This window comes from Salinigranum halophilum (assembly GCF_007004735.1).
GTDB classification, from domain to species: domain Archaea; phylum Halobacteriota; class Halobacteria; order Halobacteriales; family Haloferacaceae; genus Salinigranum; species Salinigranum halophilum.
The window spans coordinates 606,664-630,202 of the sequence record NZ_SSNL01000004.1; the positions used below are offsets into that span (position 1 = coordinate 606,664).

General features: G+C 65.9%; 20 protein-coding genes and 1 pseudogene. 12 read left to right on the forward strand and 9 right to left on the reverse strand.

Translation table 11 applies throughout. From position 1 onward, the window contains the following. Window positions 1-552, reverse strand: coding sequence for a diadenylate cyclase (locus tag E6N53_RS11600; protein WP_142859438.1), 552 nt, complete (start codon window positions 550-552; stop codon window positions 1-3). A gap of 563 nt (window positions 553-1,115) precedes the next feature. Between E6N53_RS11600 and E6N53_RS11605 the strand changes: the two genes are divergently transcribed. Continuing rightward, window positions 1,116-1,907, forward strand: coding sequence for an HAD-IIA family hydrolase (locus tag E6N53_RS11605; RefSeq protein ID WP_142859441.1), 792 nt, complete (start codon window positions 1,116-1,118; stop codon window positions 1,905-1,907). Window positions 1,908-2,143: 236 nt separating this feature from the next. Further along, window positions 2,144-3,412: an MgtC/SapB family protein gene (locus E6N53_RS11610; protein ID WP_142859443.1), complete on the forward strand. Its 1,269-nt coding sequence runs from the start codon at window positions 2,144-2,146 to the stop codon at window positions 3,410-3,412. Window positions 3,413-3,455: 43 nt separating this feature from the next. On the opposite strand, the gene phnE (E6N53_RS11615) is transcribed toward E6N53_RS11610, so the two are convergent. The 4 genes from phnE (E6N53_RS11615) to phnD are packed head-to-tail and all read right to left on the reverse strand — an operon-like array spanning window position 3,456 to window position 7,165. Further along, the gene (phnE, locus tag E6N53_RS11615; protein ID WP_142859446.1) at window positions 3,456-4,247 is read right to left on the reverse strand and encodes a phosphonate ABC transporter, permease protein PhnE; all 792 of its coding nucleotides are present in this window, start codon (window positions 4,245-4,247) and stop codon (window positions 3,456-3,458) included. Continuing rightward, a complete protein-coding gene (phnE, locus tag E6N53_RS11620; protein WP_142859448.1) occupies window positions 4,244-5,056 on the reverse strand; it encodes a phosphonate ABC transporter, permease protein PhnE in 813 nt (270 codons plus the stop codon). Before phnE (E6N53_RS11620) ends, phnE (E6N53_RS11615) begins: the two co-directional genes overlap by 4 nt. Next, the gene (phnC, locus tag E6N53_RS11625; RefSeq protein ID WP_136601581.1) at window positions 5,057-5,890 is read right to left on the reverse strand and encodes a phosphonate ABC transporter ATP-binding protein; all 834 of its coding nucleotides are present in this window, start codon (window positions 5,888-5,890) and stop codon (window positions 5,057-5,059) included. It abuts the gene before it with no gap. A 48-nt stretch (window positions 5,891-5,938) separates the two neighbouring features. Then, window positions 5,939-7,165: a phosphate/phosphite/phosphonate ABC transporter substrate-binding protein gene (phnD, locus tag E6N53_RS11630; RefSeq protein ID WP_142859451.1), complete on the reverse strand. Its 1,227-nt coding sequence runs from the start codon at window positions 7,163-7,165 to the stop codon at window positions 5,939-5,941. A gap of 107 nt (window positions 7,166-7,272) precedes the next feature. Here phnD and E6N53_RS11635 point away from each other — a divergent pair, with 107 nt between their 5' ends. The 5 genes from E6N53_RS11635 to E6N53_RS11655 all read left to right on the forward strand — a co-directional run bounded on the left by E6N53_RS11635 (window position 7,273) and on the right by E6N53_RS11655 (window position 11,709). Continuing rightward, window positions 7,273-7,947 (forward strand): HAD hydrolase family protein, encoded by a 675-nt coding sequence (locus tag E6N53_RS11635; protein WP_142859454.1) that lies wholly within the window; start codon window positions 7,273-7,275, stop codon window positions 7,945-7,947. Between the two features lie 22 nt (window positions 7,948-7,969). After that, window positions 7,970-8,770 (forward strand): DUF8054 domain-containing protein, encoded by an 801-nt coding sequence (locus E6N53_RS11640; RefSeq protein WP_142859456.1) that lies wholly within the window; start codon window positions 7,970-7,972, stop codon window positions 8,768-8,770. A gap of 349 nt (window positions 8,771-9,119) precedes the next feature. Further along, window positions 9,120-9,893 carry a ring-infected erythrocyte surface antigen domain-containing protein gene (locus E6N53_RS11645; protein ID WP_142859458.1) on the forward strand — a complete coding sequence of 258 codons (774 nt, stop codon included), beginning with the start codon at window positions 9,120-9,122 and terminating at the stop codon, window positions 9,891-9,893. Next, window positions 9,890-11,068, forward strand: coding sequence for an inorganic phosphate transporter (locus E6N53_RS11650; protein ID WP_142859460.1), 1,179 nt, complete (start codon window positions 9,890-9,892; stop codon window positions 11,066-11,068). The genes E6N53_RS11645 and E6N53_RS11650 overlap by 4 nt, the downstream gene beginning before the upstream one ends. A gap of 83 nt (window positions 11,069-11,151) precedes the next feature. Beyond that, window positions 11,152-11,709 (forward strand): diadenylate cyclase, encoded by a 558-nt coding sequence (locus tag E6N53_RS11655; RefSeq protein WP_136592027.1) that lies wholly within the window; start codon window positions 11,152-11,154, stop codon window positions 11,707-11,709. A gap of 79 nt (window positions 11,710-11,788) precedes the next feature. On the opposite strand, the gene E6N53_RS11660 is transcribed toward E6N53_RS11655, so the two are convergent. Then, window positions 11,789-12,208 (reverse strand): universal stress protein, encoded by a 420-nt coding sequence (locus tag E6N53_RS11660; RefSeq protein ID WP_136601574.1) that lies wholly within the window; start codon window positions 12,206-12,208, stop codon window positions 11,789-11,791. Between the two features lie 274 nt (window positions 12,209-12,482). Then, entirely contained in the window at window positions 12,483-16,031 is a 3,549-nt protein-coding gene (locus E6N53_RS11665) for a PAS domain-containing protein (RefSeq protein WP_142859463.1), read from the reverse strand. A 215-nt stretch (window positions 16,032-16,246) separates the two neighbouring features. On the opposite strand from E6N53_RS11665, the pseudogene E6N53_RS11670 reads away from it, so the two are divergent. Further along, window positions 16,247-17,606: pseudogene (locus E6N53_RS11670) on the forward strand (RNA-guided endonuclease InsQ/TnpB family protein). Between the two features lie 14 nt (window positions 17,607-17,620). On the opposite strand, the gene E6N53_RS11675 reads toward E6N53_RS11670, so the two are convergent. Together E6N53_RS11675 and E6N53_RS11680 are read right to left on the reverse strand one after the other, a co-directional pair. Next, window positions 17,621-19,606: an ABC transporter ATP-binding protein gene (locus E6N53_RS11675; RefSeq protein WP_142859465.1), complete on the reverse strand. Its 1,986-nt coding sequence runs from the start codon at window positions 19,604-19,606 to the stop codon at window positions 17,621-17,623. Window positions 19,607-19,755: 149 nt separating this feature from the next. Continuing rightward, window positions 19,756-20,472, reverse strand: coding sequence for a helix-turn-helix domain-containing protein (locus tag E6N53_RS11680; protein ID WP_142859468.1), 717 nt, complete (start codon window positions 20,470-20,472; stop codon window positions 19,756-19,758). A gap of 161 nt (window positions 20,473-20,633) precedes the next feature. On the opposite strand from E6N53_RS11680, the gene E6N53_RS11685 reads away from it, so the two are divergent. The 4 genes from E6N53_RS11685 to E6N53_RS11700 are packed head-to-tail and all read left to right on the forward strand — an operon-like array spanning window position 20,634 to window position 23,535. Then, window positions 20,634-22,037 (forward strand): selenium-binding protein SBP56-related protein, encoded by a 1,404-nt coding sequence (locus E6N53_RS11685; RefSeq protein ID WP_136592022.1) that lies wholly within the window; start codon window positions 20,634-20,636, stop codon window positions 22,035-22,037. Window positions 22,038-22,043: 6 nt separating this feature from the next. Next, complete coding sequence (locus tag E6N53_RS11690) at window positions 22,044-22,361, forward strand: 2Fe-2S iron-sulfur cluster-binding protein (protein WP_136592021.1); 318 nt, start codon at window positions 22,044-22,046, stop codon at window positions 22,359-22,361. A gap of 2 nt (window positions 22,362-22,363) precedes the next feature. Beyond that, a complete protein-coding gene (locus E6N53_RS11695) occupies window positions 22,364-23,083 on the forward strand; it encodes a hypothetical protein (protein ID WP_142859471.1) in 720 nt (239 codons plus the stop codon). A gap of 59 nt (window positions 23,084-23,142) precedes the next feature. Continuing rightward, window positions 23,143-23,535, forward strand: a complete 393-nt coding sequence (locus E6N53_RS11700) for an ACT domain-containing protein (RefSeq protein WP_142859473.1) — start codon at window positions 23,143-23,145, stop codon at window positions 23,533-23,535. Window positions 23,536-23,539: the final 4 nt, after the last annotated feature.

A 23,539-nucleotide genomic window follows, 5' to 3' on the forward strand; every position in this document is an offset into this window, starting at 1 on the left:
CTACTCGGGTCGCCACCGTCCCCCGAGCTCCGCCCGTTCGTAGTCCTTGTACGTTCCGTCGACGAACGTGGTGACCCGGCCGTCCTCTTCGCTCAGCGTGATGGCCCAGAGCACCTGCCGACGGGTCGACGCCTCCAGTGCACTCAGATGCTTCGTCCCCATCCACTCGGCGGCGACGACGTCCTCACGCTCGCTCTTTTGACTGTTCAGGTTCCGCACGCGGACCATCTGCTCTTGGACGGTGCCGTCCCCGGAGATGATGACCGCGCCGTCTCGGGTGAACGCGACGTCTCTGGCCGCTTCGATGAACGATTCGGGGTCGTTGGCGACGACCTCACACCACTCGACCGGCCACACGTTTCCGCCCAGTGGGTCGGTGTAGTCGCCGAAGTCGATGTCGGCGACGATGAGACAGTAGAGGCTCGGGCCGGTCACGTACTTTTCGTCCCACCGCGTGAACTCGAGGCTCAACGTCTCGGCGGCGTACCGGACCAGGTCCATCAGCTCTTGACTGGTCGCGTACTCGGCGCGAAGTGCATCGGGGTGGTTCATCCTTCTCTCTCACCTCTCACGGGCACGTCCTGGTCGGACAGGTCAGTATCACGGAATCTCGTACCGGACGAGTCGGGTGGAGCCACACCGTGGACACTCGTCCGTAGCGACGTCGACGGTGGTGCCGCACCTGCGACACTCGCAGTGGACGGTCCGGTTGTCCCCCCACGAGAGCAACCGTCGCCAGGTATGAATCATATCGTGTACCCTCCATCAGACGGCCGTGGCGCAACCTACGCTCGCGTTCCGGATATATCCCGACCTCGGTTCCCACGTGTTGAACATCCGACACCGTGTCGGTGGGCGGCTCCGTCCGGCTTCACGAAGCGTACGTCGGCGCGTCACGACGACGCTGACTTCCACGGAGCGTTCAGGACGCGAGAGCCGGCGGCTCTCGAAAACGTTGCAAAACTATTATTTAGAATCTCGCTGTCTCGTTCAGTGATGCATCACAGAGCGCCGGTCCACTCCCCCAGATGGGGGCCGAACCGGACGCCGGAGTCGGTGGACGCCGCATCGCCACCCCGACTCGGAACCGCGAAACCTGCAGGTCGGGGCGGACGATGAGCGCGAACGAGTACGAAGCGGCCGTCCTCGACCTGGACGGGACGGTCTATCTCGGTGAGAACCTCATCCCGGGCGTCGACGCGGCCATCAGTCGCCTTCGGGACGCGGTCGGTCCCGTGCGGTTCCTCACGAACAAGGCGATCGATCGCCGCCGAGAGTACAGCGACAAACTGCGCCGCCTCGGAATCGACGCCGACCGGAGCGACGTGGTCAACTCGGGGTGGGTGACCGCTCAGTACGTCAGCAAGCGGTATCCGGAGTCGGAGGTGTTCGTCATCGGCGAGTCCCCGCTCCTCGCGGAGTTCCGCGACGCCGGCGTCGAGACCACCACGGACACTCCCGGCGACCTCGTGGTGGCGTCGATGGACCGGGGGTTCGACTACGACGACCTGGATATCGCCCTCCGGAGCCTCGAGCAGGGGGGCCCATTCTTGGCGACGCACCCGGACCGGACCTGTCCGACCGCGTCCGGTGAGATTCCCGACGCCGCGGGGATGATCGGTGCGGTCGAAGGGGTGACCGGCCGAACGGTCGACGAGGTGCTGGGGAAACCGTCGCCGCGGATGATCGAGACGACTCTCGACGACGTCGGCGTCGACCCGGCGGCGTGTCTGGTGGTAGGCGACCGCATCGAGACCGACATTCTGATGGGCGAACGCGCGGGGATGACCACCGTGTTGGTCCTCTCGGGGGTGACCGACCGGGAGATGATCCTGGGTGCCGACATCGACCCCGATTACGTCCTCGAGTCGCTCGCGGAGATCGACGACGTCCTTACCGACCGCTGAACGCGGATTCGCACCGTCGCTCGACGTCTCCCGGAGAGCCTGCACACAGTCAGTCCGTCAGTCAGTGACCCATGACTGCCGTCGTGACCCCTCGTGTCGCTCTGTGACCAGTGGGCCGCCCGACCAACGGGGGCATCGTTAAGTACCCCCGAGTATATAGTCTACATAGACAAAATAGTAGTACATATTGGTATGTTCCCGCTCGACCACGCGACGCCGGCCCTCCCTCCACGGCGATGACCCAAGTCGGCCCCGAGGTGATCCCGGTCAACACGGACGTGTTCAATCTCTTCGTCGCGGGAGCGCTGGGTATGCTCCTGGGGCTCGAACGGGAGTGGTCGAACAAGGCGGCCGGAATCCGAACGTTCACGCTCACCAGTCTCGTAGGCGTCGCGGCCGCGACCCTCGGCCAGACCGTCCTCGTCGTGCTGGGCGGGCTGTTGGTGCTCGGGCAGGGCCTCCTGCTCGGTGCTCGCGGACTGGTCTCCGACGCCCGTGGCGAGGGCGTTGCGGACGAGTACGGCCTCGCACTGACCACCTCGACGTCACTGCTCGTCGCGTACATCGTCGGAATCCTCGTCGGGACGGACCGCGTCCTCGTGGGGGTCGTCATCGCCATCACCTCGTCGTTCCTGCTCGTGCTCCGTCGGGAACTCCACCAGTTCGCCCACGAACTCTCACACAACGAGGTCCGCGGTGCCGCGGAGTTCGCCATCATCGCGTTCGTTGTCTACCCGCTCCTCCCGGCGGGGACCTACGGGCCGTGGGACGCGATCGACCCCCAGCTCATCTGGATGCTGGTGATCGCGGTGAGCGGAATCGGCTTCGCCAACTACGCCATCATGCAGCGCTACGGCGGCCGAGGGATGCTCATCACCGGCTTCTTCGGCGGCCTGGTCAACTCCACCGCCGTCATCGGCGAGATCGCGAACCGGGCGAAGGCCAACGACGGCATCGTGACGCTCGCGGTGGCCACGGTGCTCGTGGCCGACGCCGCGATGGCGGTCCGGAACCTTGTGATCGTGGTCGCGTTCGTCCCCCAGTCGGCGCTCAGCGTCGGCCTCCCGCTCGGGCTCATCGCGCTCGGTGGGGTGGCCATCACCGCCTACGACCGAAACGTGGGCGGCGACATCGACCTCGACCTCGACTCGCCGTTCAGTAGCCGGAACGCCCTGCTGTTCGGGGTGTTGTTCCTCGTCGTGCTCGTCCTCACCGCGGCCGCCCAGCAGACGTTCGGGACCGCGGGCTTTCTCGTCACGAGCTTCCTCAGCGGGCTGCTCTCCAGCGGGACGACCACCACCACGGCCGTCTCCCTCGCGAGCACTGGCCAGATCACCCCTGCCGTCGCCGCACAGGGCGTCTTGGCCGGCACGCTCGCGAGCATTCTCGTCAAGGTCTGGCTCGCCGCGGGTATCAACCGGACTCTGTTCGTCCCGGTCATCAGCCGGTCGGCGGTGCTCTCGGTTCTCGGGGTGGCCGGCGTCCTCGCGGTCCAGTTCGTGTGAGCCGGTATCGTCGCCAGCCGACCAGTACGGAAGCGAGCCGTCGTCAGCGCACCTTGCGCCGCAGGTACGCTGAGACGACCTCGCTGATAATCACGATTCCGAGGATGGCGAGCAGGATTGTGAGCACCTGCTGCCACGCGAAGAAGTTGATGGAAGTGTTCAGTTCGACGCCGATCCCGCCCGCACCGACGAACCCGATGATCGTCGACGCGCGGACGTTGATGTCCCAGCGGTAGGTGGCCACGCCGATGAACGCGGGTTTGATCTGCGGGACGATCCCGTAGATGGCCGCCTCGATGGGGTTCGCACCCGTCGCGGTGATGGCTTCGACCTGGCCCGGGTCGATCTCCTCAATGGCCTCCGCGATCAGCTTCGAACAGAAGCCGATCGACCGGACCGCAATCGCGAGCGTCCCCGCGAGCGCGCCGGAGCCGAAGATGATGACGAACACCAGCGCCCAGATGATGACGTTCACCGACCGCGACGCCGAGATGATGAACTTCCCGAGGAGGAACGAATACCGGTTGGGCGTGGTGTTCTCCGCACCGAGCAGCGACACCGGCACCGACAGCAAGATCGCGAGCGCGGTCCCGAGGATGGCGATGTGGACCGTCTCGATCATCGGGCCGATGACCTCCCCGGTGTACCCGACGTTCGGGGGATACATCCGGGTGACGAGGTCCATGAACTCCCGCGGTGCGGTCCCGAGGTAGCTGTACTCGATCTGTAACAGCTGCCAGGAGACCGCCGCGGCGACGAGACCGAGCAGGATCAGGACGTACCGTCCGAACCGCTGTCGCGGCGTTCGCCGCTCCCAGGTCTGGTAGTCGGTCATTGGATCCGCCCCCTGACGTAGGTGCTGATGAGTTCACCGATCATGACGATGGCGATGATCGCGAGGACGATGGTCAAGAAGAAGTCGTAGTCGTACTTGTCGAAGGAGTTCAGGAGCGTCGCGCCGATGCCCCCGGCCCCGACGATCCCCACGATGGTGCTGTGACGGATGTTGATGTCCCACCGATAGATGGTCAGCCCGACGATCCGCGGCATCACCTGCGGGACGACGCCGAACAGGAGCGTCTGCACGCGGCTCGCACCGGTGGCCTCGACGGCCTCCATCTGTCCGGCGTCGATGTCTTCGATCTCTTCGGCCAGCAGCTTCGCGAAGAAGCCGATCGTCTTGTACGACAGCGCGATCACGCCCGCCAGCGCGCCGATTCCCACGGCTTTGACCGCGATGATGGCGATGATGAGTTCGTGCAGCGCGCGTGAGCCGGTGATAATCCCTCGGCCGGTCCAGTAGACGGGTTTCGGCGCGATGTTTTCGGCGGCCATGAACGCCACCGGGATCGAGAGGATCACGCCGACGATGGTCGCGACCACCGACATCGCCACGCTCTCGACCAGCCCCTCGATCAGGAGTTCGTTCTTGAACTGGGTGGTGACCTCCGGCGGCACCATCCCCTCGACCAGCCCGACGGTCGCCCCCCACCCGGCCGTGATCCGCTCCGGGGAGATCCGCATGTTCCAGGCGCTCCACAGGAGGAACACCGTGATTAGCACGTACACCGTCCACTTCACGTAGTGGTTGTAGAACGCGGTCGGACGCGACCACGACCGACGGGGTGATTCTTCTGTCGCCATCTATGTTCGCCTGATATCGCCTTCTTCGCTGACCGATTCGCCCGCGCCGGCAGCGCCCGCCGCGACCTTTCCGGTGGGCCCGGCCCCCTCGGGAATCTCCTCGCCGCGGTAGATCTGTCCGCGGGCGGTCTCGTCGAGTTCCTCGGGGTCGCCCTCGAACACCTTCTGCCCGTCGCGGAGTCCGACGACGCGGTCGGCGTACTCCACCGCGAGGTCGACCTCGTGGATGTTGATCAAGACGGGGATGTCGTCCTCGGCGGCGATCTCGGTCAGGAGGTCCATGACCGCCCGGGAGGTTTCGGGGTCGAGGCTGCTGGTCGGCTCGTCGACGAGCAGGATCTTCGGGCGCTGGAGGATGGCCCGCGCGATGCCGACTCGCTGGCGCTGCCCGCCGGAGAGTTCGTCCGCGCGGTTGTTCTCGTGACCTTCGAGGCCGACGCGTTCTAAGACCTCGTAGGCCCGCTCGATGTCCTCGCCCATGAACTTCCGACGGAAGGCGTCCCAGGTGCTGACGTAGCCGAGCCGTCCCGAGAGGACGTTCTCCATCACGGTCAGCCGCTCGACGAGGTTGTACTCCTGGAAGATCATCCCCATGTCCCGACGGGCGTTCCGGAGTTTCTTCCCCGAGAGGCCGGTGATCTCCAGCCCGTCGAGTTCGACGCTGCCACCGGTGGGCTCGGTGAGCCGGTTCACACACCGGATGAACGTACTCTTTCCGGCGCCGCTCGGGCCGATCATCGATACGGTTTCGTTGCCTGTCACATCGAGCGAGACACCTCTCAGCGCCTCGTCACCCGATGGATACGTCTTCTGTAGGTCTGTTACTGAGAGCATCGTGTGGCTGTGGAATCTGCGTCTTGTAAAAACCGCGACCGACGGCCGTTACTCCGAGAGGTTGCCGGTCTCGTACTCGACTTCCAGCGACTCTTGGATCTGGAGGATGATGTCCCAGACCGTCGCGTAGTCGATCTCGACCCAGGTGCCGCGGCCCTCGAACTCCTCGGCGATCGAGGTGTCCTGGTAGTCGTAGTCGAGGAACGCCGCCCGGACGCCCTCCTGGATGTCGGGGTGGAGGGTGTTGACGTACGAGAACGCCGTCGTCGGGAACGGCTCGGAGGCGTACACGGCCTTGATCTGCGAGGGGTCGAGCTGGTCGTCGCGTGCGACCCGGGCGATACAGGTCGAACAGACCGGAGCGGCCTCGTAGTCGCCGTTGGCGACGCCGAGTGAGCTCTGCTGGTGGCCGCCGGAGTAGCTCACCTCGTAGTCCTCACCGGGGACGACGCCCTCGTTCGCGAACAGCGCGCGTGGCGCGAGGTTCCCGGAGTTCGACGAGGGGTCCGCGTGGGCGACGTTCTGCATCGGGTCGCCGGCGAGGTCTTCGAGCGAGCCGATGTCGGGGTTGTCGACCTGTGTGATCAAGAACAGACGGTATCCGAACGAGCCGTTCTCGCCGGAGCCGTCGATCTGCACCGAGAAGGGCACGGCGTTGCCGATGTTCACCGCGTACGGCACCGCCCCCGTCGAGAACCCGGCGAGGTGCAGCCGTTCGGACCGCATCGCCTCGACCTGTGCGGCGTACGAGTCCAAGCTGGCGTAGTTGACCTCCTTGCCGGTCTCTTCGGCGATGTTGTCGAGCAGCGGCCGGAGCGTGTCCTCGTAGACCGTCGGGTCCTCCGTCGGCGTCAGGGAGAACTCCAGTGTGTCGGGGTCGAGCCACTCGCTCTCGTCGTCCGGCGTCTCCGCGACCGGCTGGCCGTACCGCGGCTCGTCGCGGGGGTTCTCCTGGAGCCGTTCGAGGTCGCTCAGCGACCCGGTCTCGAAACCAGTCTCCAACAGCGTGCTCAGGAGCTGTGGGAACTCGGGGCTCGCCGGGTCGAACTCGGGATACGTCGAGGGGTCGGTGTGGGCGGGCATCTCCTCGCCCCCACTGCTGTCGCCCCCGCTACTGCCCCCACCGCTGCCACCGCCGCTGTCGCCGCCACTGCTCGTTCCCTCGCTCCCGCCGCCCCCACTACTGTCGCCGCCACCACCACTGCAACCGGCGATACTCGCGAGGGTCACCGCGCTCACGCCACTCACGAACTTGCGTCGGTCTATTTTGCGCATTATATATCGATTAATAGGGTATGACTTAGTATTTTTCGTACTGAGTCCTCCCACGTTATATCGATACGTATATACTAATACGCTGCCGGCGAGTGCGTGCACACCAGATGTTCTCGACGACGTCCCCGCTCGCGATCGACATCGATGGCACGATGACCAGGCCCGACGGCGGCGTCGAACCGCGGCTCTTCGAGCGCCTCCGTGAGTGGGACGCGCCGGTCGTCATCGCCACGGGGAAGTCCTTCGCCTACCCGGTGGCGCTGTGTACGTTCATCGGTATCCCCGCTCGCGTCATCGCGGAGAACGGTGGGGTCGTCTACGTCGACGACGACCTCACTATCGAGGGCGACGCGGCCGCGGCCCGGCGGGTCGCCGAGCGGCTCCGTGCGGACGGCCACCCCGGTGGGTGGCCCGACCCCGATATGCACAACCGATGGCGGGAGACGGAGCTGTCGGTGAGTCGGTCGGTTCCCGAGGCGTACCTCCGGACGGTGGCGGCCGAACACGGACAGACCGTGGTCGACTCGGGCTACTCGTACCACGTCAAATCCCCGGCGGTGAACAAGGCGACCGGGCTCCGACGCGCCGCCGACCTCCTGGACGTCGACCCCGCATCGTTCGTCGCCATCGGTGACTCCGCGAACGATGCAGAACTGTTCGACGCCGTGGGCCGGTCGTACGCCGTCGCGAACGCCGACGAGACCGCTCGCGCACGCGCGGACGTCGTGACCGAACGCGCCTTCTCCGACGGCCTCCTCGAAGCGCTCGACAGCCTCACGTGACCGTGGCTCGTTTCTCCGACCCGTGATCGAGTTCCCCCGACTTCGTCGCCCCGAGTACACCGGCGCGAATCGATGTCACGCCTGCACCGTCGTGAACGCCGCCTTCCTCCTCGTCGCCGTGGGTGTCGTGGGACGCTGGAGGCCGGTTCTCGCCATCGCCGTCGGCGTCGTGGGGACGGCAGCCATCGCCCTGCGTGGCTACGTCGTGCCGTTCACGCCGCGCTTCGCGCCCGCACTCGTCGCGCCACTCCCGGGCGAGTTCTTCGACCACACCGCGCCTGCGGTGTCCGAGGCCCTCTCCGACGTCGCAGACGACGTCACAGACCCGGAGGCCGTCCTCCGAACGCTGGCCGAGGCGGGCGTCGTGTCCGTCGACGGCGACCACCTGGGCCTTCGCCCGGGGTTCGAGGCGGCCTGGCGCGAACGGATGGACGCTCTCGCCGCGGCCCCCGATGACCGGCTCGCTGCGACGGCCCGTGACGCCATCCCGGCAATCGCGTCAGCACGGGTCGAACGGACCGGGGCGGAGCGGTTTCTGGTGGTGACCGGTGAGGCGGGGGGAGCCAGCTGGATTCGCCGCCCAGTCGCCCTCGCGGAGGTCGCCGCGGTCGAAGCACTCCGTGACACCGAGTTCCCGGCGACACACCTGGCGGCCGCCGCGAACGCGCTGTGTGCGTTTCTCGACACGTGTCCCGCCTGTGGCGACGAACTCGTCGAGGGGCGGCTCGACGACTGCTGTGGTCACGCGCTCGACGGCACCGAGCGCACGCGGCACGGCCTGGCCTGTGAGCCCTGTGGGGTCGTGTTCAGCCGCTTCGAGTGAGTGACCCACGACTGACGTCGTGGGCCTTCTCGGGGCGTCTCTGTGGGCCGGTCAGGAGACGAAGCTCTCGTCGTGCGTTCGGCTCGGGGGTGGTGGTGTCCGGTCTTCGGCTCGACTCGAGGCGAGCACACAGCACCCGCGAGAGCCGAGACGATACAGAATCGAACGCATCCGCGCGACTTCAGGCGCAGAAGGAGGTCGAGTGGCCGGTTCCGACACCCCTGTCTGGCAGCGCTCGCTTTGGCAAGCTACTTGGGCGAGCAGGGTTTATAACTGGTATGTGTTTTCCGACAACTATCGACACCCGGTTCGTTCTTCCCGGGCAGGTGTGCTTCAGTCCGGGTGAATCGTGAATCCGAGCCGTGTCGACTCCATCGTCGACCTAGCCTACGGGCTGTTGATTGCGGTCTCGGTCGGCCTCATCGTCGTTGCCGGGAACGCCGTCGGGCTCGCGTTCGGGTTCGGGGTACTGATCTCTTACGTCCTCCACGTCGTCTGGAAGATGGCGCGTTTCGACCCGAACTGGATGACGACGGCCGTCAAGGAAACCGTCGAGGAGACCGTCAACGAGACGGTGAGTGAGACGGTTGAGAAGACGGTCGACGAGACGGTCGACGAGAAGGTCGGCGAAACCGTCGAGAAGGCGGTCGGAGAGACGGTCGAGAAGACGGTCGGCGAAACCGTGGAAAAGACGGTCGGAGAGACGGTCGAGAAGACGGTCGACGAGAAAGTCGGGGAGACGGTCGAAAAGACGGTCGGAGAAACCGTCGAGAAGACGGTCGGGGAGACGGTTGAGAAGACGGTCGACGAGAAAGTCGGCGAGACGGTGGAGAAGACAGTCGGAGAAACCGTCGAGAAGACGGTCGGGGAGACGGTTGAGAAGACGGTCGACGAGAAAGTCGGCGAGACGGTGGAGAAGACAGTCGAAGAGACGGTCGAAAAGACAGTGGGGGAAACCGTCGAGAAGGCAGTCGACGAGAAGGTTGGCGAGACGGTGGAGAAGACGGTCGACGAAAAGGTCGGCGAAAGCGTCGAGAAGACTCTGGAGGAGCAGGCGGCGACTGAGGCGACAGACAGCGAGGCGGACGACGCCGCCGAGGACGACGAGCCAGAGGACCGATGAGCAGCGTACTCCTCGTCGCCGGTGTCCTCGTCTCGATGTTCGTCGCGTACAACATCGGTGGGTCGACCACGGGCCCGGCGTTCGGACCGGCCGTCGGTGCCGATGCCATCTCCAAGCCCGTCGCCGCGGGACTGATGGGCGTGTTCTTCTTCATCGGTGCGTGGACGCTCGGCCGAAACGTCGTGACGAAACTCGGCTCCGAACTGGTCGTCGACACGGGAGTCTTCACGCTCGAAGCCTCCATCGCGGTGCTGTTTTTCATCGGAATCGCCCTGCTCGTCGGCAACGTCTTCGGTGTGCCTGCCTCGACGTCTATGACTGCGGTGGGTGCCATCGCCGGCCTCGGGTTGGCCGGTGACGTGCTGGATCTGGCCGTGATGGGAGAGATCGTCATCTGGTGGGTCGTCTCCCCCATCATCGGCTTTTGGGTCTCGTTGATCATCGGCCGGTACTTCTACGCCCGACTGAACGAGAAAGTCGCGATAGAACGCAGTCCGGGACCGCTGTTCGACATCGACCGGTCCGGGTTCGTCCCCATCCCGCGAGTCCACCAGACGACCAACCGCCGAGAGCTCGTCGGGACGTTCACCGTGGTCGCGATCGGCTGTCTGATGGCCTTCTCCTCGGGGACCTCGAACATCGCTAACGCCGTTGCACCACTGGTCGGCAGTGGCGAACTGGCGATGAATCCGGCCATCATCTTCGGTGGAATCGCCGTCACTATCGGGGCGTTCACCATCGCCCGACGGACCCTGGAGACGATGGGCAGTGACATTACGGAGCTCCCCCTGACCGCGGCCATCGTCGTCGCGACAGTCTCCTCGGCGCTGGTCGTCTTCCTCTCGGCGATCGGTATCCCCGCAAGCTTCGTCATCATCGCTACGGTGTCTATCGTCGGGCTGGGATGGGGTCGGGCGACCCGGCCGATGACCGTCCCCGAAGTCGTCGCCGGCGACGAGGGACCCCCGGTCACGGTCGACGCCCTGGCGGCCGACGAGGAGGGCGAGACGCTCGCCCCCATCGGCGCGGAGGACGCCGAGGACATCCCCAGCCCGGGGGCACTGTTCAACCCCGTGACGACCGCCCGGGTCGTCATGATGCAGAACGTCGTGCCGGTCATCGCGACGGTCGGGGCCTATCTCACGTTCCGATTCGTCCCGATATTCGGGTTCTGAACGGCAGCGGCTGGCTCGCTCGCGGCATCTCGAGCCGAGACAGCGTTTAACCAACCGCACATCCTACCAGAACATGTGTCAGCATGGAAGAACTCGAACGCGTTTTGAGCAGGTACGCGACCAGCCAGGAGCTGATGGATCAGATCCGGTACACTGCCGAGTCGTTGAGCATGGAATTCGACCAGTGGGACAAACAGCACGTGAGTGGCCCGAGTCTGTACTTGCTGATCGTCGCCGAGATCAATTTCGATGCGTACACCGACCCGATGGGAGACAACAGGTGGCCAGTCGAGCGGTGTCGGGTCGTCACCGAGTCGCCCGACAAGTTCACCGAAGTCGCCCGAGACGTGACGCTACGCCGAGACGGCGCCGTCGTCGTGACCGGGGACGGAACGATACAAGAGCAGATGGTTCGGGTTCGCAGCCCCAGTCGGGAGTATCTCAACTCGGTCGGCAAACTCGAATACGCTGATTGGATGGGTGCCAAACACATGAGCGCGCTCGAAACGTCACTCCGTGAGGAAGTGCTGTGGGTCGTCACACTCAGCGAAGAGAACGGGCGCGTCACGACGTTTCTCGACGGGACGTACCAAGACTATCCCCGTGAGGCGATCGGTGGCCGGTGGCGGCCCGAAGAGTAGTCACCGGCCACGACGTGGCACGGATGACCAGTTCGGGTTCTCCGCGGTTCGCTGTCCTGCGGACGTCTTTTCACCGGTCCTATCGAACGACGATTACGGGCACGGGGGACCGGCGGAACACTTTCTGTGTGACGTTTCCGACGACCAGTCGGTCGACCAACGAGCCGCTGTGGCTCCCGATGACGACCGCGTCGAAGTCGTCGGCCCGGTCCAAGATTGCCCGCGACGGCTCCCCCAGTTGAACCTCGGTGGTGACCTCGATGCCGTGCTCGGCGGCGAGTTCGCGGGCGTCATCGAACACCTCCTTCGCGCGCTCGGTGGCGGCTTCGCCGATGTCGTCCTCGAGCGCGAGTCCCGTGGCGACTCCCCCCCACAGTGACGGTTCGCCGACGACGTTCAACACGGTAATCTCTGCGTCAGGATGGTTCTCGAGGGCGTACGCGAGCGCTCGCTGAGCCATCTCCGAGTCGTCCATCGGAACGAGAATTCGTGAAATCATGAGCTAGCTACGGACGCGGAGTGAGCGGCATCGTCCTGCGCCGGACGGCACAGGACTCTCGAATGTCGGGTCCACCGAGCGCCGTTCGGATGGCGTCTCGTTTAGCAGGGAGAGTACCTCCGAAGGCCGTTCGGCATCACTCCGTTCCGGTCTGACCCTACACCGTGGTACGATATGTCAATACTTGAAGCTACGGAATGGGGACGCCGCCCCGCCAACCAGACCGTGGCGTGTGTCGTGGCTCTCTCGTCGGAGAGGCCGAGCGGCGACGAGTTCAGCCAGCGAACGCGAACTCGAACCGGACACCGTCGGACGCGCTCTCCGTGAGGTCGACGGCCCAGCCGTGTGCGTCGGCGAGGTCCGCCACGATGGACAAGCCGAACCCCGTCCCGTCGGTGCGCGACGTGTAGCCGTACTCGAAGACCTCCTCGCGTTGCTCCGGCGGGATGCCGGGGCCGTCGTCTGCCACGTAAAAGCCCGCGCGGTCCGTCAGGGGCCCCAGCGTCACGGTCACGTCGTCACCACCGTGCTCGACCGCGTTGCGGAAGAGGTTCTCGAACAGTTCGGTGAGGAGGCTCTCGTCACCGTCGACCGTCGGCAACTCCGCGTCGACGTGCAACACCGCGCGCGCGGTCTCGACGTACTGCCACGCGTCGTGAGCGACGTCACACAGCCTGCACGCCGACGTGTCCTCGAGTTCGGTGCCGGCCTTCGACAGCGTCAGCAGGTCGTCGACGAGTACCTCCATCCGGTCGAGCGCCGATGCCGTCTTCTCGAAGTACGCCGGACTGTTCGTCTCTTCGGCGAGTTCCAAGTAGCCGCTCGCCACGCCGAGTGGGTTCCGCAGGTCGTGCGAGACGATGCTCGCGAACTTCTCGAGGCGCTCGTTCTGTGCTTCGAGCGCCCGCTCCCGGTCGCGCAGCAGCGCCGTCCGCTCCGCACGGGCCAGCGCGCCGGCGAGCGCTTCGGCGAGGAGTTCCAAGACGGTCGTGTCGATGTCGTCGAACTCGGCCGCGTCGAGTTCGGAGACGCCGAGCACGCCGTGATTCCCGAGTGGGATCATCAGCGGCGTCTCTCGCGTCGACGGCTCGACCGCCCCACCGTCCGGGGACGTCCGTTCTGGGGCTGGCCCGACGGTGGGCGCGTTGCGAGCGAACGTCGAGAGCGGCTCGGCGTCGGCGGCTCGTTCGTACGTCGTCACGTCACCCGCTGTATCGGCGGATTCGCCTCGAGAGCCGTCCGTGGGTCGTCGAGCGGAGCCCTGTCGCTGGAGGCGACAGTACTCCACCCCCACGACGTCGATCGCCGCGTCGACGCCCATTCGGGCGGCTTCGGCGGCGTCAGCCACGTCGATCAGTTGGCTCGTGTACTCCTGGAGCTGTTCGAGCTTGCGCCGGTGTTTCTCGAACGAGGTGACGTCGGCGGTGATGCCGGCGACCTGGGCGACCGCGCCGGTGTCGTCTCGAATCGGGGAGAGACGCGAGCGGAGCCACCGCGTCCCCCGCTCGGGGTGTCGGAGACGGAACTGCTGGATCTGCGGCCAGGTTGCCTCGCCCGTCGCCTGTGCCTCGACGTCCGCTTCGAGTGCCTCGACGTCGTCCGGGTGGACCCTGTTGAGCCACGCATCGGGATTCCGACGCAGTTCGTGTTCGGAGACGCCGTAGAGGTCCTCGGCAGCCGAGTTCACGAACAGCACCGCCGAGTAGTCCGGCGGGACGAGAAAGAGCCCCTGGTCGACGTTCTCGGTGAACGTCTCGAACTGCTGTCGCGCCCGTCGCAGTTCCCGTTCCTGCCGTTTCTGCGCGGTGATGTCTTGGAACACGCCGCGCAGAACGCGGGCCCCGTCGCCGTCACCCACCGGCTTGCCCCACGCGCGAACGTCTCTGCGGTCGCCGTCGGCGCGGACGATTCTGAGGTCGTGTTCGTACGACTCGCCCGTGTCGAGCGCTCGCTCGACAGCAGCGGTGATCTGCTCTCTGTCGTCGGGGTGATAGAACTCGATGCCGTCGGCCAGCGTCGGCTCGTAGCCTGGGTCGACCCCGTGGATCCGTCGGACGCCGTCGGACCAGTAGAGCTCTTCGGCCCCCGGGTCGTACTCCCAGATGCCAATCTCCGCGATGTCCTGCACGCGCTCGAAGAGGAAACTCTGCCGCTCGAGTTCGGTCCGCCGCCGCCCGCGGGCGAGTTCCGTGCTGATCAGTTCGGCGACGAGTTCCACGAGCGTGCGGCCGAACCCGTCGAACGGTTCGTCTCGGGCGCGTGGACTGGAGAAGTTGAGTGTGCCGAACCGGTCGCCCTCGACGGTGAGGGGAACGCCGATGTACGCCTCCAGTTCGAACTGCTGGTACGCCGGATGCGACTCCTTGCCGGCGTCGAACGCGTCGACGAACGAGCAGACGGCGTTCTGGTCGAGCACCTCGTGACAGTACGTCGCGGATAGGTCGAACCGGTCGCCGGGTTCGATCGGGGCCGCCGGCGCGTACGCGTGCTCGACCCGGTACGTGTCGTCGTCGACCCCCGCGACCAGGCCGATGTCGAGGTTCAGCGCCTCACACCCGATCTCGAGGAGCGACTCGATGCGCTCGTCACTCGAGCGGGACTCGTCGGCGACGACCGTCTGCACCTCTCGGAGTCGGTCGCGCTCGTGTTCGAGCTGCTGTTGGACTGCGTGTTGGTCGGTGACGTCTCGCGCGACGACCACCACCTCCTGGGCGTCGCCGCTTGCGAGCGGCGTCAACCGGACGTCGAACCACTGGCGGTCGAACGGTGTGTCGAGGCCGAGCCGGAGGTCGAAGTCGGACACGCCGGTCACGTCGCTGTCACTCTCCATCTCGCTGAACGTCTCTTCGACCGCGTGGGTGAACGCCTCGGCGTCGGCCGTGGAGACCATCCCCTCGACGAGGCCGGCCAGCGACTCGCCTTCGATGCGCCCTGCCCTGCGTCGACCGAGGGCCTGTGCGGCGGCGGCGTTCGCGAACTGCACGGTGAGCGCGTCGTCGACGACGAACACCGCGTCGTGGACGCTCTGGAGCACGGTCTCGTGTCGCTCGAGTTCACGCTGGTGCTCGCGTTCGTCGGTGACCTCCCGGGAGAAGACGGTGAGGCCGTCCGTGTCGGGAAAGACGCGGACGTGAACCCAGTAGTCGAACGGCTCGCCGACTCGTTGTTCGAACGAGACGGGGAGGCCGGTCTCCATCGCCGTCCGGTACTTCGCTTCGAGGTCCGACCCGACGACCGACGGGAACTCCTCCCAGAGCGTGTTCCCGACCACGGCGTCGGGGTCGCGACCGACACGGTCTGCCATGGTGTCGTTCATGTACTCGATTCGCCACGCCGTGTCGACCGCGTACACCGCGTCGGTCGTCCGGTCGACCGTCTGGTGAAACCGCGTCTCGAGTCGCGCGGCACGCGTTCGTGCCTGTACCGTCTCGAGATGTGTGTGGACGCGGTCGGCGAGAAGCGCGAGCCCGTCGTCGGCCGTCTCGTACGGGAGGTAGTCGGTGACACCCGCCTGGAGCGCGGCTCGTGCGACCGCGTCACACCCGCTGTCGGTGAACAGAACGACGGGGAGTGTCTCGTCCCGTTCTCTGACCGCGGTGACGAAGTCGACGCCTCGCTGAGCCGGCGGGTCCTGCGCGGTGACGACACAGTCGATGCGCCCGGCCGAGACCCGTTCCAGCGCGTCGTCGCCGCACGCAACCGAACGGACATCGACGCCGGCGTCCAGCCCGAACTGTGCTCGCAACGCCCCCGCGAGTGACGCGTCGGTCCCGACGCACAGAACCCGCGCCGGTGCGTCTCGTCTGTCCGCCGGTTCACTCATGATACTTGTAGTGAAGAGAAATCCGAATATAACGGTTTCCGGAAGGATTCAGAAGTGATACCGACCACGCGAGCAGGTCACAGAGAAGCAAGGCGGAAGCCCACGAGTGAACTCGTGGGAGGAAGCCGACGAGTACTCAGTCGGTCGATGGACCGCGTTGGCCGACTCCTCCATGTCGAGGTTTAAATACTATGCCGGCGAAAATCGACGTACGGATGGAAGACGTGATTCGCACCGTCAAAGTCAAACTTGATGTCCCCACAGCCCGGTGCGACGATCTCCACCAGACCAAAGATCGCTTTCTCCACTGCGCGAACACCACCGCAAGGTGGGCGTGGAGATACCCGAACGACTACTGTGTGACCTCGAAGAAACAAGCCGAGAGCGCTCTGTACGACCAACTCCGTGAAGAGACGGATTACATGCACGCTAACCTCGTGCAAAAAGGAATTCGGCGTGCAATCGAGGCCATCAAAAGCGGGGTCGCCAGACTCAAGAAAGGCGAGAAGACGAGTCAACCCTACTTCGATGCGTGGAGCGTCGTCTACGACAAACGAAGTGCAACGTTCCACCGCGACCATGTGTCCGTTTCGACGCCGAATGGGCGTCTTGAGTGTGACTACGTGCTTCCCGCCGACCCCGAGGGAACACCCATTGGCGAGTACTTGCTGAACGAGGACTACGAGTTCCGCATGTCCACGTTACAGTACGACCGCCAAACAGCGTCGTTCTATCTCCACGCACGGATGCGTCGAACGACAGACGAAACTGAGCAGTCCACGATTGATTCTTCCAATGCCAAGCACAGAACAGTCCTTGGGGTTGATTTGAACGTGGACGGCTCGCTCGCCGTGACCTCGACGGGTGCGTTCATCGGGAACGCCGACGAGATGAATCATCGACGTCACCAGAAGCCTCTGGCTTCTGGTTGGCTCACGAGAGCTCCGCTCTCGTGAACGCCGAGAGTACGAGAAAACGCGCGGGTCGATGCAGCGGACGGGAACGCGGTCGGCGCACCTGTCGATTCGGTCGATGAACGACCGCGAGCACTGCTGGATGCAGGACGAACTGCACCGTGCCTCGAACCGGATTCTCGACGAAGCCCGCGACCACGAGTGTACGCACATCGCGTTCGAGAATCTGACCGATATTCGCAATCGGATGGCCGGAGCAAAGCGATTCCACGCATGGACGTTTCGACGCTTGTTCGAGTACGTCGAATACAAAGCCGAGATGTATGGTATTGAGGTCGAGCAGGTGAGCCCGGCGTACACGAGTCAGCGGTGTTCGAAGTGTGGGTCTCTCCACGAGTCGAGTCGGCGGTCGAAGCATCGGTTCAAGTGTCAGAAGTGCGAATACGAGTTGAACGCGGACTACAACGCGAGCAAGAATATCGCTCGGAAGCTTCTGAAGAAACTCCACTCGGGGCAGACGTCTTCGAGTGGAGGCGCACCCTGTCAGTGTGCGCTAACGTCAGGGACGTTGAACCTGAATGGCGATTTCCACGCCTCCGTCGGTTCGACGGCAGAGGGGGAGTCCACTGACAAGCCCACGAGTTCAGTCGTGGGTTACTGACTGGTCGACCCACCTCAGTCGTCGGCCGGGCGCGGGTCGGCGTCGGCCTGGCCGTTCCAGAGGTCGGCGTACGTCCCGTCCATCGAGACCAACTCCGCGTGCTCGCCCTGTTCGACGATGCGCCCGTCGTCGAGGACCACGATTTCGTCGGCGTGCTGGATGGTGGAGAGCCGGTGGGCGATGACGAACGCCGTGCGCGCTTCGACCAGCCGCTCGAGGCTCTCCTGGATGAGGTCCTCGGTCTCGGTGTCGACGTCGGACGTCGCCTCGTCGAAGATGATGATGGCGGGGTCGTTCACCAGCGCGCGGGCGATGGCGAGCCGCTGGCGCTGGCCGCCCGAGAGCTTCACGCCGCGTTCGCCCACCTGCGTGTCGTAGCCTGCGGGGAGGTCCCGGATGAACTCGTCGGCGGCTGCGGCGGTCGCGGCCTCGACCACGCGCTCGCGGGCCGTCTGGTCGCCGTCGCCCACGTCGTCACCGTCGCCGGCCCACTCGGCCTCGAGTGTCGCCTCGTCCCCGTAGGCGATGTTCTCGGCGACCGTCCCCGAGAAGAGGTAGGGGTTCTGCTCGACGATGGCGATCTCGTCGCGGAGCGCCTGGAGTTCGTAGTCGCGGACGTCGACGCCGTCGACGCGGACGGCCCCCCCGTCGACAGCAGCGGACTCGCGCCTCGATTCTGGCTGGCCGACAGAGGCAGGGCGTCCGTCGACGTCGTGGAAGCGGGCGACGAGTTTCACGAGCGTCGACTTGCCCGCCCCGGTCGCGCCCGCCAGCCCAACGGTCGTCCCCGCGGGCACGTCGAGCGAGACGTCGTGGAGGACGGGGTCGCGGTCACCGTACGAGAACGTCACCGAGTCGAACGCGACGTGGCCGTCGACGCCGTCGGGGTGATACGGGTCGGGCGGGCTCGTGATGGTCGGCTCGCGGCCCAGGAGGCCGAAGACGCGTTCGGCGCTGGACTTCGCGAGCTGGTACTTGTTGGCCGACTTCCCGACGCGACGCATCGGCGAGTACAGTCGTCGGAGGAGGAGGAAGAAGAGGGCGAACCCACCGAGAGTGAGCGCGCCGTCCGTCCCGGGCACGCCCGTGATGATGTCCGTTCCCCCGAGATAGAGCACGAGGACGAACACGACGCCCGTGAGGAGGCGGAGGGTGGCGAAGAAGCCGCGGCGGATGCGCAGGGCGTGGACCTTCTCGTTGTGGTAGGCCTCGCTCTGGGCGGCGACGCGGTCGCGCTCGAAGTCGTAGCGGTCGAACGTCTTGATGACGGCCGCGCCGCCGAGGTTGTTCTCCAGCCGCGTGTTCAGCCGGGCGACGGTCTCGCGGATGGACTTGTATCGCGGTTCGATCCACGTGAGGAACTGCCCGCTCGCGAGGCCGATGAGCGGGACGGGCGCGAGCGCGACGAGCGCGAGTTTGGGCGAGTAGGTCCAGAGGATGACCGCGATGCCGCCGACGGTGGCGACCACGCGGATGAGCTGTCTGAACTCGGTGTTGAGGAACTGCTCGAGTCGGTTGATGTCGCTGTTGAGGATGGACATCATCCCCCCGGTCTGGTGGTCGACGAAGAAGTCCATCGAGAGGTGCTGGAGGTGGTCGTACGTGTCGTTGCGGAGGTCGCGCTGGACCTTCTGTGCCGCCGACTGGAGGAGGTATCGAGAGGCGAAGCGGGCGACAGAGCGGAGGAGGTACGCAAGCACCGCGATAGCGACGAGTCGTTCGAGGAGTGCGAGGCGGGCGGCCTGTCCGGTGACCTGTGCCGCGGGGAGGAGGCCGACGTCGGTGAGGAGGCCGGTCTCACCCGACTGTCGGATGGCGCGGTCGATGGCGGCCGCGACGACGATGGGCGGCACGAGACGGGCAAAGCGGGTGAGGAACGCCGCGAGCACGCCCAGCGAGAGCCGCATCCAGTACGTGCTCGCGTACCCGAGGAGGTTCACCATCGGGTGGCCGTCGACGTTCTCGCGGACGTGCTCGAAGCCCCCGTGGTCGTCTGGCATTACTGCTGGTATCGGATTCGGAGTAAAATATCCCCGGACTCGGCGTGCGGGTCGGTCCTCGTGGGTCGTCCCGAAAAGGCGATGCGAGAGACACCCGTTATGATTCCGACTGCCGTCGGGAAACCTCCGTCTTCAGACGGATGAGGATGTCAAACCCCGTTCAGGTACTCCGTGACGAGCTGTTCTTCGGCGCGTCGCAGTCGGTACGAGAGCGTCGACCGTGGCACGTCCAGTTTCGACGCCAGTTCGTCGAGCGTGATCTCACTCGGTGCCCGGTAGTAGCCGTGGCGGGCGGCCGCGCGTAACGCAGCCCGTTGGTCGGGGTCGAGCGAGACTGTGCCGAGCGAGTCGTGTCCCCACCGGTCGGCGTCCCGGAGGTGACCCATGTGGAACGAGAGTTCGGACCGCAGGTTCGCGCTGAGAGCGTCGTAGAGCAAGCCGACCTTCTCGTCCGACCGCATCAGGATGCGCCACTCGCATCGCCCCTGCGACCGGCGAGAACAGAGGAGCGACCCCCGCGGGAGATACCGACCGGCGAGCGTCTGGACGGATTTGCCGCCGCTGATTCGCTCGACGTACGTGTAGAACACCCGCTCCCCGTCGGACCGCTCCAAAATATCGTGGTGTTCCGTGGCGAGGTAGTCCGTCTCGGTCACTGACTCCGTTCGGACGTCCTCGTCGAGGTGGAGCCGTTCGACCGCGTCGAGCGCCGTCGTCGGCCCGCTGAAACGCTCGATGCGCCAGAAGCCATCGTCGCTGACACAGCCGTGTAACCCCCGTGCGACGAGCGACGGGTGATCGATGAACACGTCCATCATCGGGTCGGTGCCGGCCGTGTAGTCGATGCTGAACGTGAACTCGCGCATCACGCACCCTCCGGTCCGTCGCCGGGACTTGGCAACACACCGTCGAACTACGCCGGCGAGTGCAAAAACGTTCCCACCCCGGTTGTCGCTCGACAACTCTGAATTGTCATCCGACAACTAAACTATTATTTATGATTGATACAGCTATGGTAGTGGCTACCATGAGCACCGACGAACCCAGTCAGTCGACCGACAGACACGGCCACGAGCATCACGAGGTAGAGGGGCCGGGGTATCCGACGCCGGCGGCGATGCGCACCGAATCGGAACGCGAGAAGACGGCCTTCGTTATGGGGCTCCGGGTCGGGATGGACGTGGACGAACCCGACTTCGTCGGCGTCGTCGACGTCGACCCCGACTCCGACACCTACGCGGAGTTGATCGACACCGTCGAGATGCCGAACAAGGGCGACGAGCTCCACCACTTCGGCTGGAACACCTGTTCGTCGTCGTGTCACGCCGAAGGGCTGATGCGGGACCACCTCATCGTCCCCGGGCAACGCTCCTCGCGGATCCACATCCTCGACGCCTCCGACCCGCGGAACCCCGCAATCGAGAAGGTGATCGAACCCGAGGAGGTGTTCGAGCACGACCTCTCGGCCCCGCATACGGTTCACTGCGTGCCCGAGGGAAAAATCGTCATCAGCATGCTCGGCAACGCGGATGGCGAACTACCCGGTGGCTTCCTCCAGCTCGACCAGGAGGACTTCTCCATCGACGGCCACTGGGAGGCGGACCTGGGGGAGATGGAGATGAACTACGACTACTGGTACCAGCCCCGTCACGGCGTGATGCTGTCGACGGAGTGGGCGGCACCGGAGACGTACTACCCGGGGTTCGACCTGGACGACGTCGAGGCGGGCAAGTACGGCGACAGCATCCACGTCTGGGACTGGGAGACGAAAGAACACCAGCAGACGCTGACGTTCGGCGAGGAGGGGCTCATCCCGCTCGAGATCCGGATGCCTCACAACCCCGAAGAGACCGAGGGCTACGTCGGCGCGGCGCTCTCTTCGAACATCCTCCGGTTTTGGGAGGCGGAGGACGGCCACTGGGAGTGGGAGAAGGTCATCGACGTCGAGGACCGCGAGCATCCCGACTGGGACATGCCCGTGCCGGGACTGGTGACGGACATCCTCCTCTCGCTCGACGACCAGTACATGTTCTTCTCGAACTGGCTCCACGGCGACGTCCGGATGTACGACATCAGCGACACGGGGAACCCGCGGTTGGTCGACCAGTGCTGGGTCGGGGGCAACTTCGCCGAGCGCCAGTCCGTCGGCGGCCACGACGTCCGCGGCGCGCCGCAGATGCTCCAACTCTCCCGTGACGGCCGACGGCTCTACTGGACCACCTCGCTGTTCTCCTCGTGGGACAACCAGTTCTACCCCGAAATCGGCGAACAGGGGTCGCTGATGATGAAAGCGGACGTCTACCCCGACGAGGGTCGGATGGAACTGGACGAGGAGTTCGTCGTCGACTTCGGCGACGCCCCCGGCGGCCCGGCCCGCGCGCACGAGATTCGCTGGCCCGGCGGCGACTGCACCAGCGACGTCTGGCAGTAGCCGCCGATGCCCCACGCAGTCACGCTGGAGTGGCGCGACGGCCGGGAGGCGACCGTCGAGGTCCGGGAGGCCGAGACGGTCATCGACGCGACCGAGCGTGCCGGCCTCGGCGTCCCGTACGGCTGTCTGTACGGTGCGTGTGCCACCTGCACCGGACGCCTGCTGGAGGGTGACCTCGTCCACGTCGAACGCCCGCGGGGGTTGAAACCCCGACATCGACAGGACGGGTACGTCCTGCTCTGTGTGGCCGAGCCGCGCTCCGACTGCCGGGTCGAGGTGGGTGCGGAGGTACAGGCCGACCTCGTGCCGAACCCGTGGAAATGAAGATGAGTTCGATTACCCGACGCGCGGTCGCCGCCGCCGCACTCGGTGTCGCTTTCCTGTCGACGCCGACGTCCGCCCACGGCGTGAGCGCCGCGGCGACGGGTCTCGCCTTCCCGGTCGTCGTCGCCGGCGTCGTCCTCGTCAGCCTGCTCGGCGGCGGGGTCGTCCTGAGTGCGTACGGCCGACTTTCGTGGTCGCCGGGACGGGCGGCGCTTCCCGTACTCGTGGTCGCGCTCGGCGTCGCGGCGCTGGCGCTCGCCGTCACGCAGGCGGCGGCCGCGACCCTCGTCGGCCTCGCGGCCGGGGTCAGCGTCGTCTACGTCGCCCGCGACGCGGCGGTCACGGACTGCGGGACCTGTGCGGACGCGGCGCTGGGGGCCGTGACGCTCCACCGCGGCCTCGAAGGTGTCGTCCTCGCCACCATCTACGCCGCCGATGCGGCGCTCGGCCTGGTGGGCGCCCTCGTCGTCGCCGGGCACGCCGCCGCCGAGACGGCCGCCGTCGGGTCGCTGTACGCTCCCGCCGGCCGTCGGTACGCCCTCGCCGCGGTTCTCGTCGTCCAGACGGGGTTCGTCGGCGGGGTCGCGGCGGGATGGGGAATCGTCGGCGGCGTCTCGCCGACTGCCGAAGCCGGTCTGCTGGCGCTCGTCGGGGGTGTCCTCCTCGCCGTCGGCACCCGGGAGACACGGCGTCGGCACGTAGTTGGCGCTGTACCAGCGTGAGTCACAGCGATGCACGAAGGAACCCCACGGCTTTAGCCCACAGCGGAGTGAGCGCAGGTATGGACCCCGAAGCCGTTCTCGAAGAGTGCGTCGTCGAGGTCGCCGCAGCGTCGTATGCAGTGGTCACGACCGACGAGGACCACGACGTGGCCGAGACGTTCGCGACGGTCGACGACGGCCGGGAACTGACCCACGTCGTGGCGGAGACACGGCTGGCCGACCTCGAGACGGAGGCTGTCGAAGACGGGTGGCGGGTGCTCACCTTCGACGTCGTCCTCCCCTTCGAGTTGGTCGGGTTCCTCGCCGTGGTGGCGACGGCGCTCGCCGAGCGTGACGTCTCGATATTCGCGCTCTCGGCGTACTCGACGGACCACGTCCTCGTCCAGGGCGAGGACCTCGACCGGGCGCTCGCGGCACTGACTGACCTCGGGTGTGAGATTCGACGGCTGTGAGCGG

Coding starts and splice junctions, on each gene's coding strand:
- E6N53_RS11690 (WP_136592021.1), top strand. CDS start 22,044: ATGCCCCACGCAGTCACGCTGGAGTGGCGCGACGGCCGGGAGGCGACC.
- phnE (WP_142859448.1), bottom strand. CDS start 5,056: ATGGCGACAGAAGAATCACCCCGTCGGTCGTGGTCGCGTCCGACCGCG.
- E6N53_RS11700 (WP_142859473.1), top strand. CDS start 23,143: ATGGACCCCGAAGCCGTTCTCGAAGAGTGCGTCGTCGAGGTCGCCGCA.
- E6N53_RS11660 (WP_136601574.1), bottom strand. CDS start 12,208: ATGATTTCACGAATTCTCGTTCCGATGGACGACTCGGAGATGGCTCAG.
- E6N53_RS11610 (WP_142859443.1), top strand. CDS start 2,144: ATGACCCAAGTCGGCCCCGAGGTGATCCCGGTCAACACGGACGTGTTC.
- E6N53_RS11655 (WP_136592027.1), top strand. CDS start 11,152: ATGGAAGAACTCGAACGCGTTTTGAGCAGGTACGCGACCAGCCAGGAG.
- E6N53_RS11605 (WP_142859441.1), top strand. CDS start 1,116: ATGAGCGCGAACGAGTACGAAGCGGCCGTCCTCGACCTGGACGGGACG.
- E6N53_RS11600 (WP_142859438.1), bottom strand. CDS start 552: ATGAACCACCCCGATGCACTTCGCGCCGAGTACGCGACCAGTCAAGAG.
- E6N53_RS11695 (WP_142859471.1), top strand. CDS start 22,364: ATGAGTTCGATTACCCGACGCGCGGTCGCCGCCGCCGCACTCGGTGTC.
- E6N53_RS11685 (WP_136592022.1), top strand. CDS start 20,634: ATGAGCACCGACGAACCCAGTCAGTCGACCGACAGACACGGCCACGAG.
- E6N53_RS11675 (WP_142859465.1), bottom strand. CDS start 19,606: ATGCCAGACGACCACGGGGGCTTCGAGCACGTCCGCGAGAACGTCGAC.
- E6N53_RS11665 (WP_142859463.1), bottom strand. CDS start 16,031: ATGAGTGAACCGGCGGACAGACGAGACGCACCGGCGCGGGTTCTGTGC.
- E6N53_RS11650 (WP_142859460.1), top strand. CDS start 9,890: ATGAGCAGCGTACTCCTCGTCGCCGGTGTCCTCGTCTCGATGTTCGTC.
- E6N53_RS11680 (WP_142859468.1), bottom strand. CDS start 20,472: ATGCGCGAGTTCACGTTCAGCATCGACTACACGGCCGGCACCGACCCG.
- E6N53_RS11635 (WP_142859454.1), top strand. CDS start 7,273: ATGTTCTCGACGACGTCCCCGCTCGCGATCGACATCGATGGCACGATG.
- phnE (WP_142859446.1), bottom strand. CDS start 4,247: ATGACCGACTACCAGACCTGGGAGCGGCGAACGCCGCGACAGCGGTTC.
- phnD (WP_142859451.1), bottom strand. CDS start 7,165: ATGCGCAAAATAGACCGACGCAAGTTCGTGAGTGGCGTGAGCGCGGTG.
- phnC (WP_136601581.1), bottom strand. CDS start 5,890: ATGCTCTCAGTAACAGACCTACAGAAGACGTATCCATCGGGTGACGAG.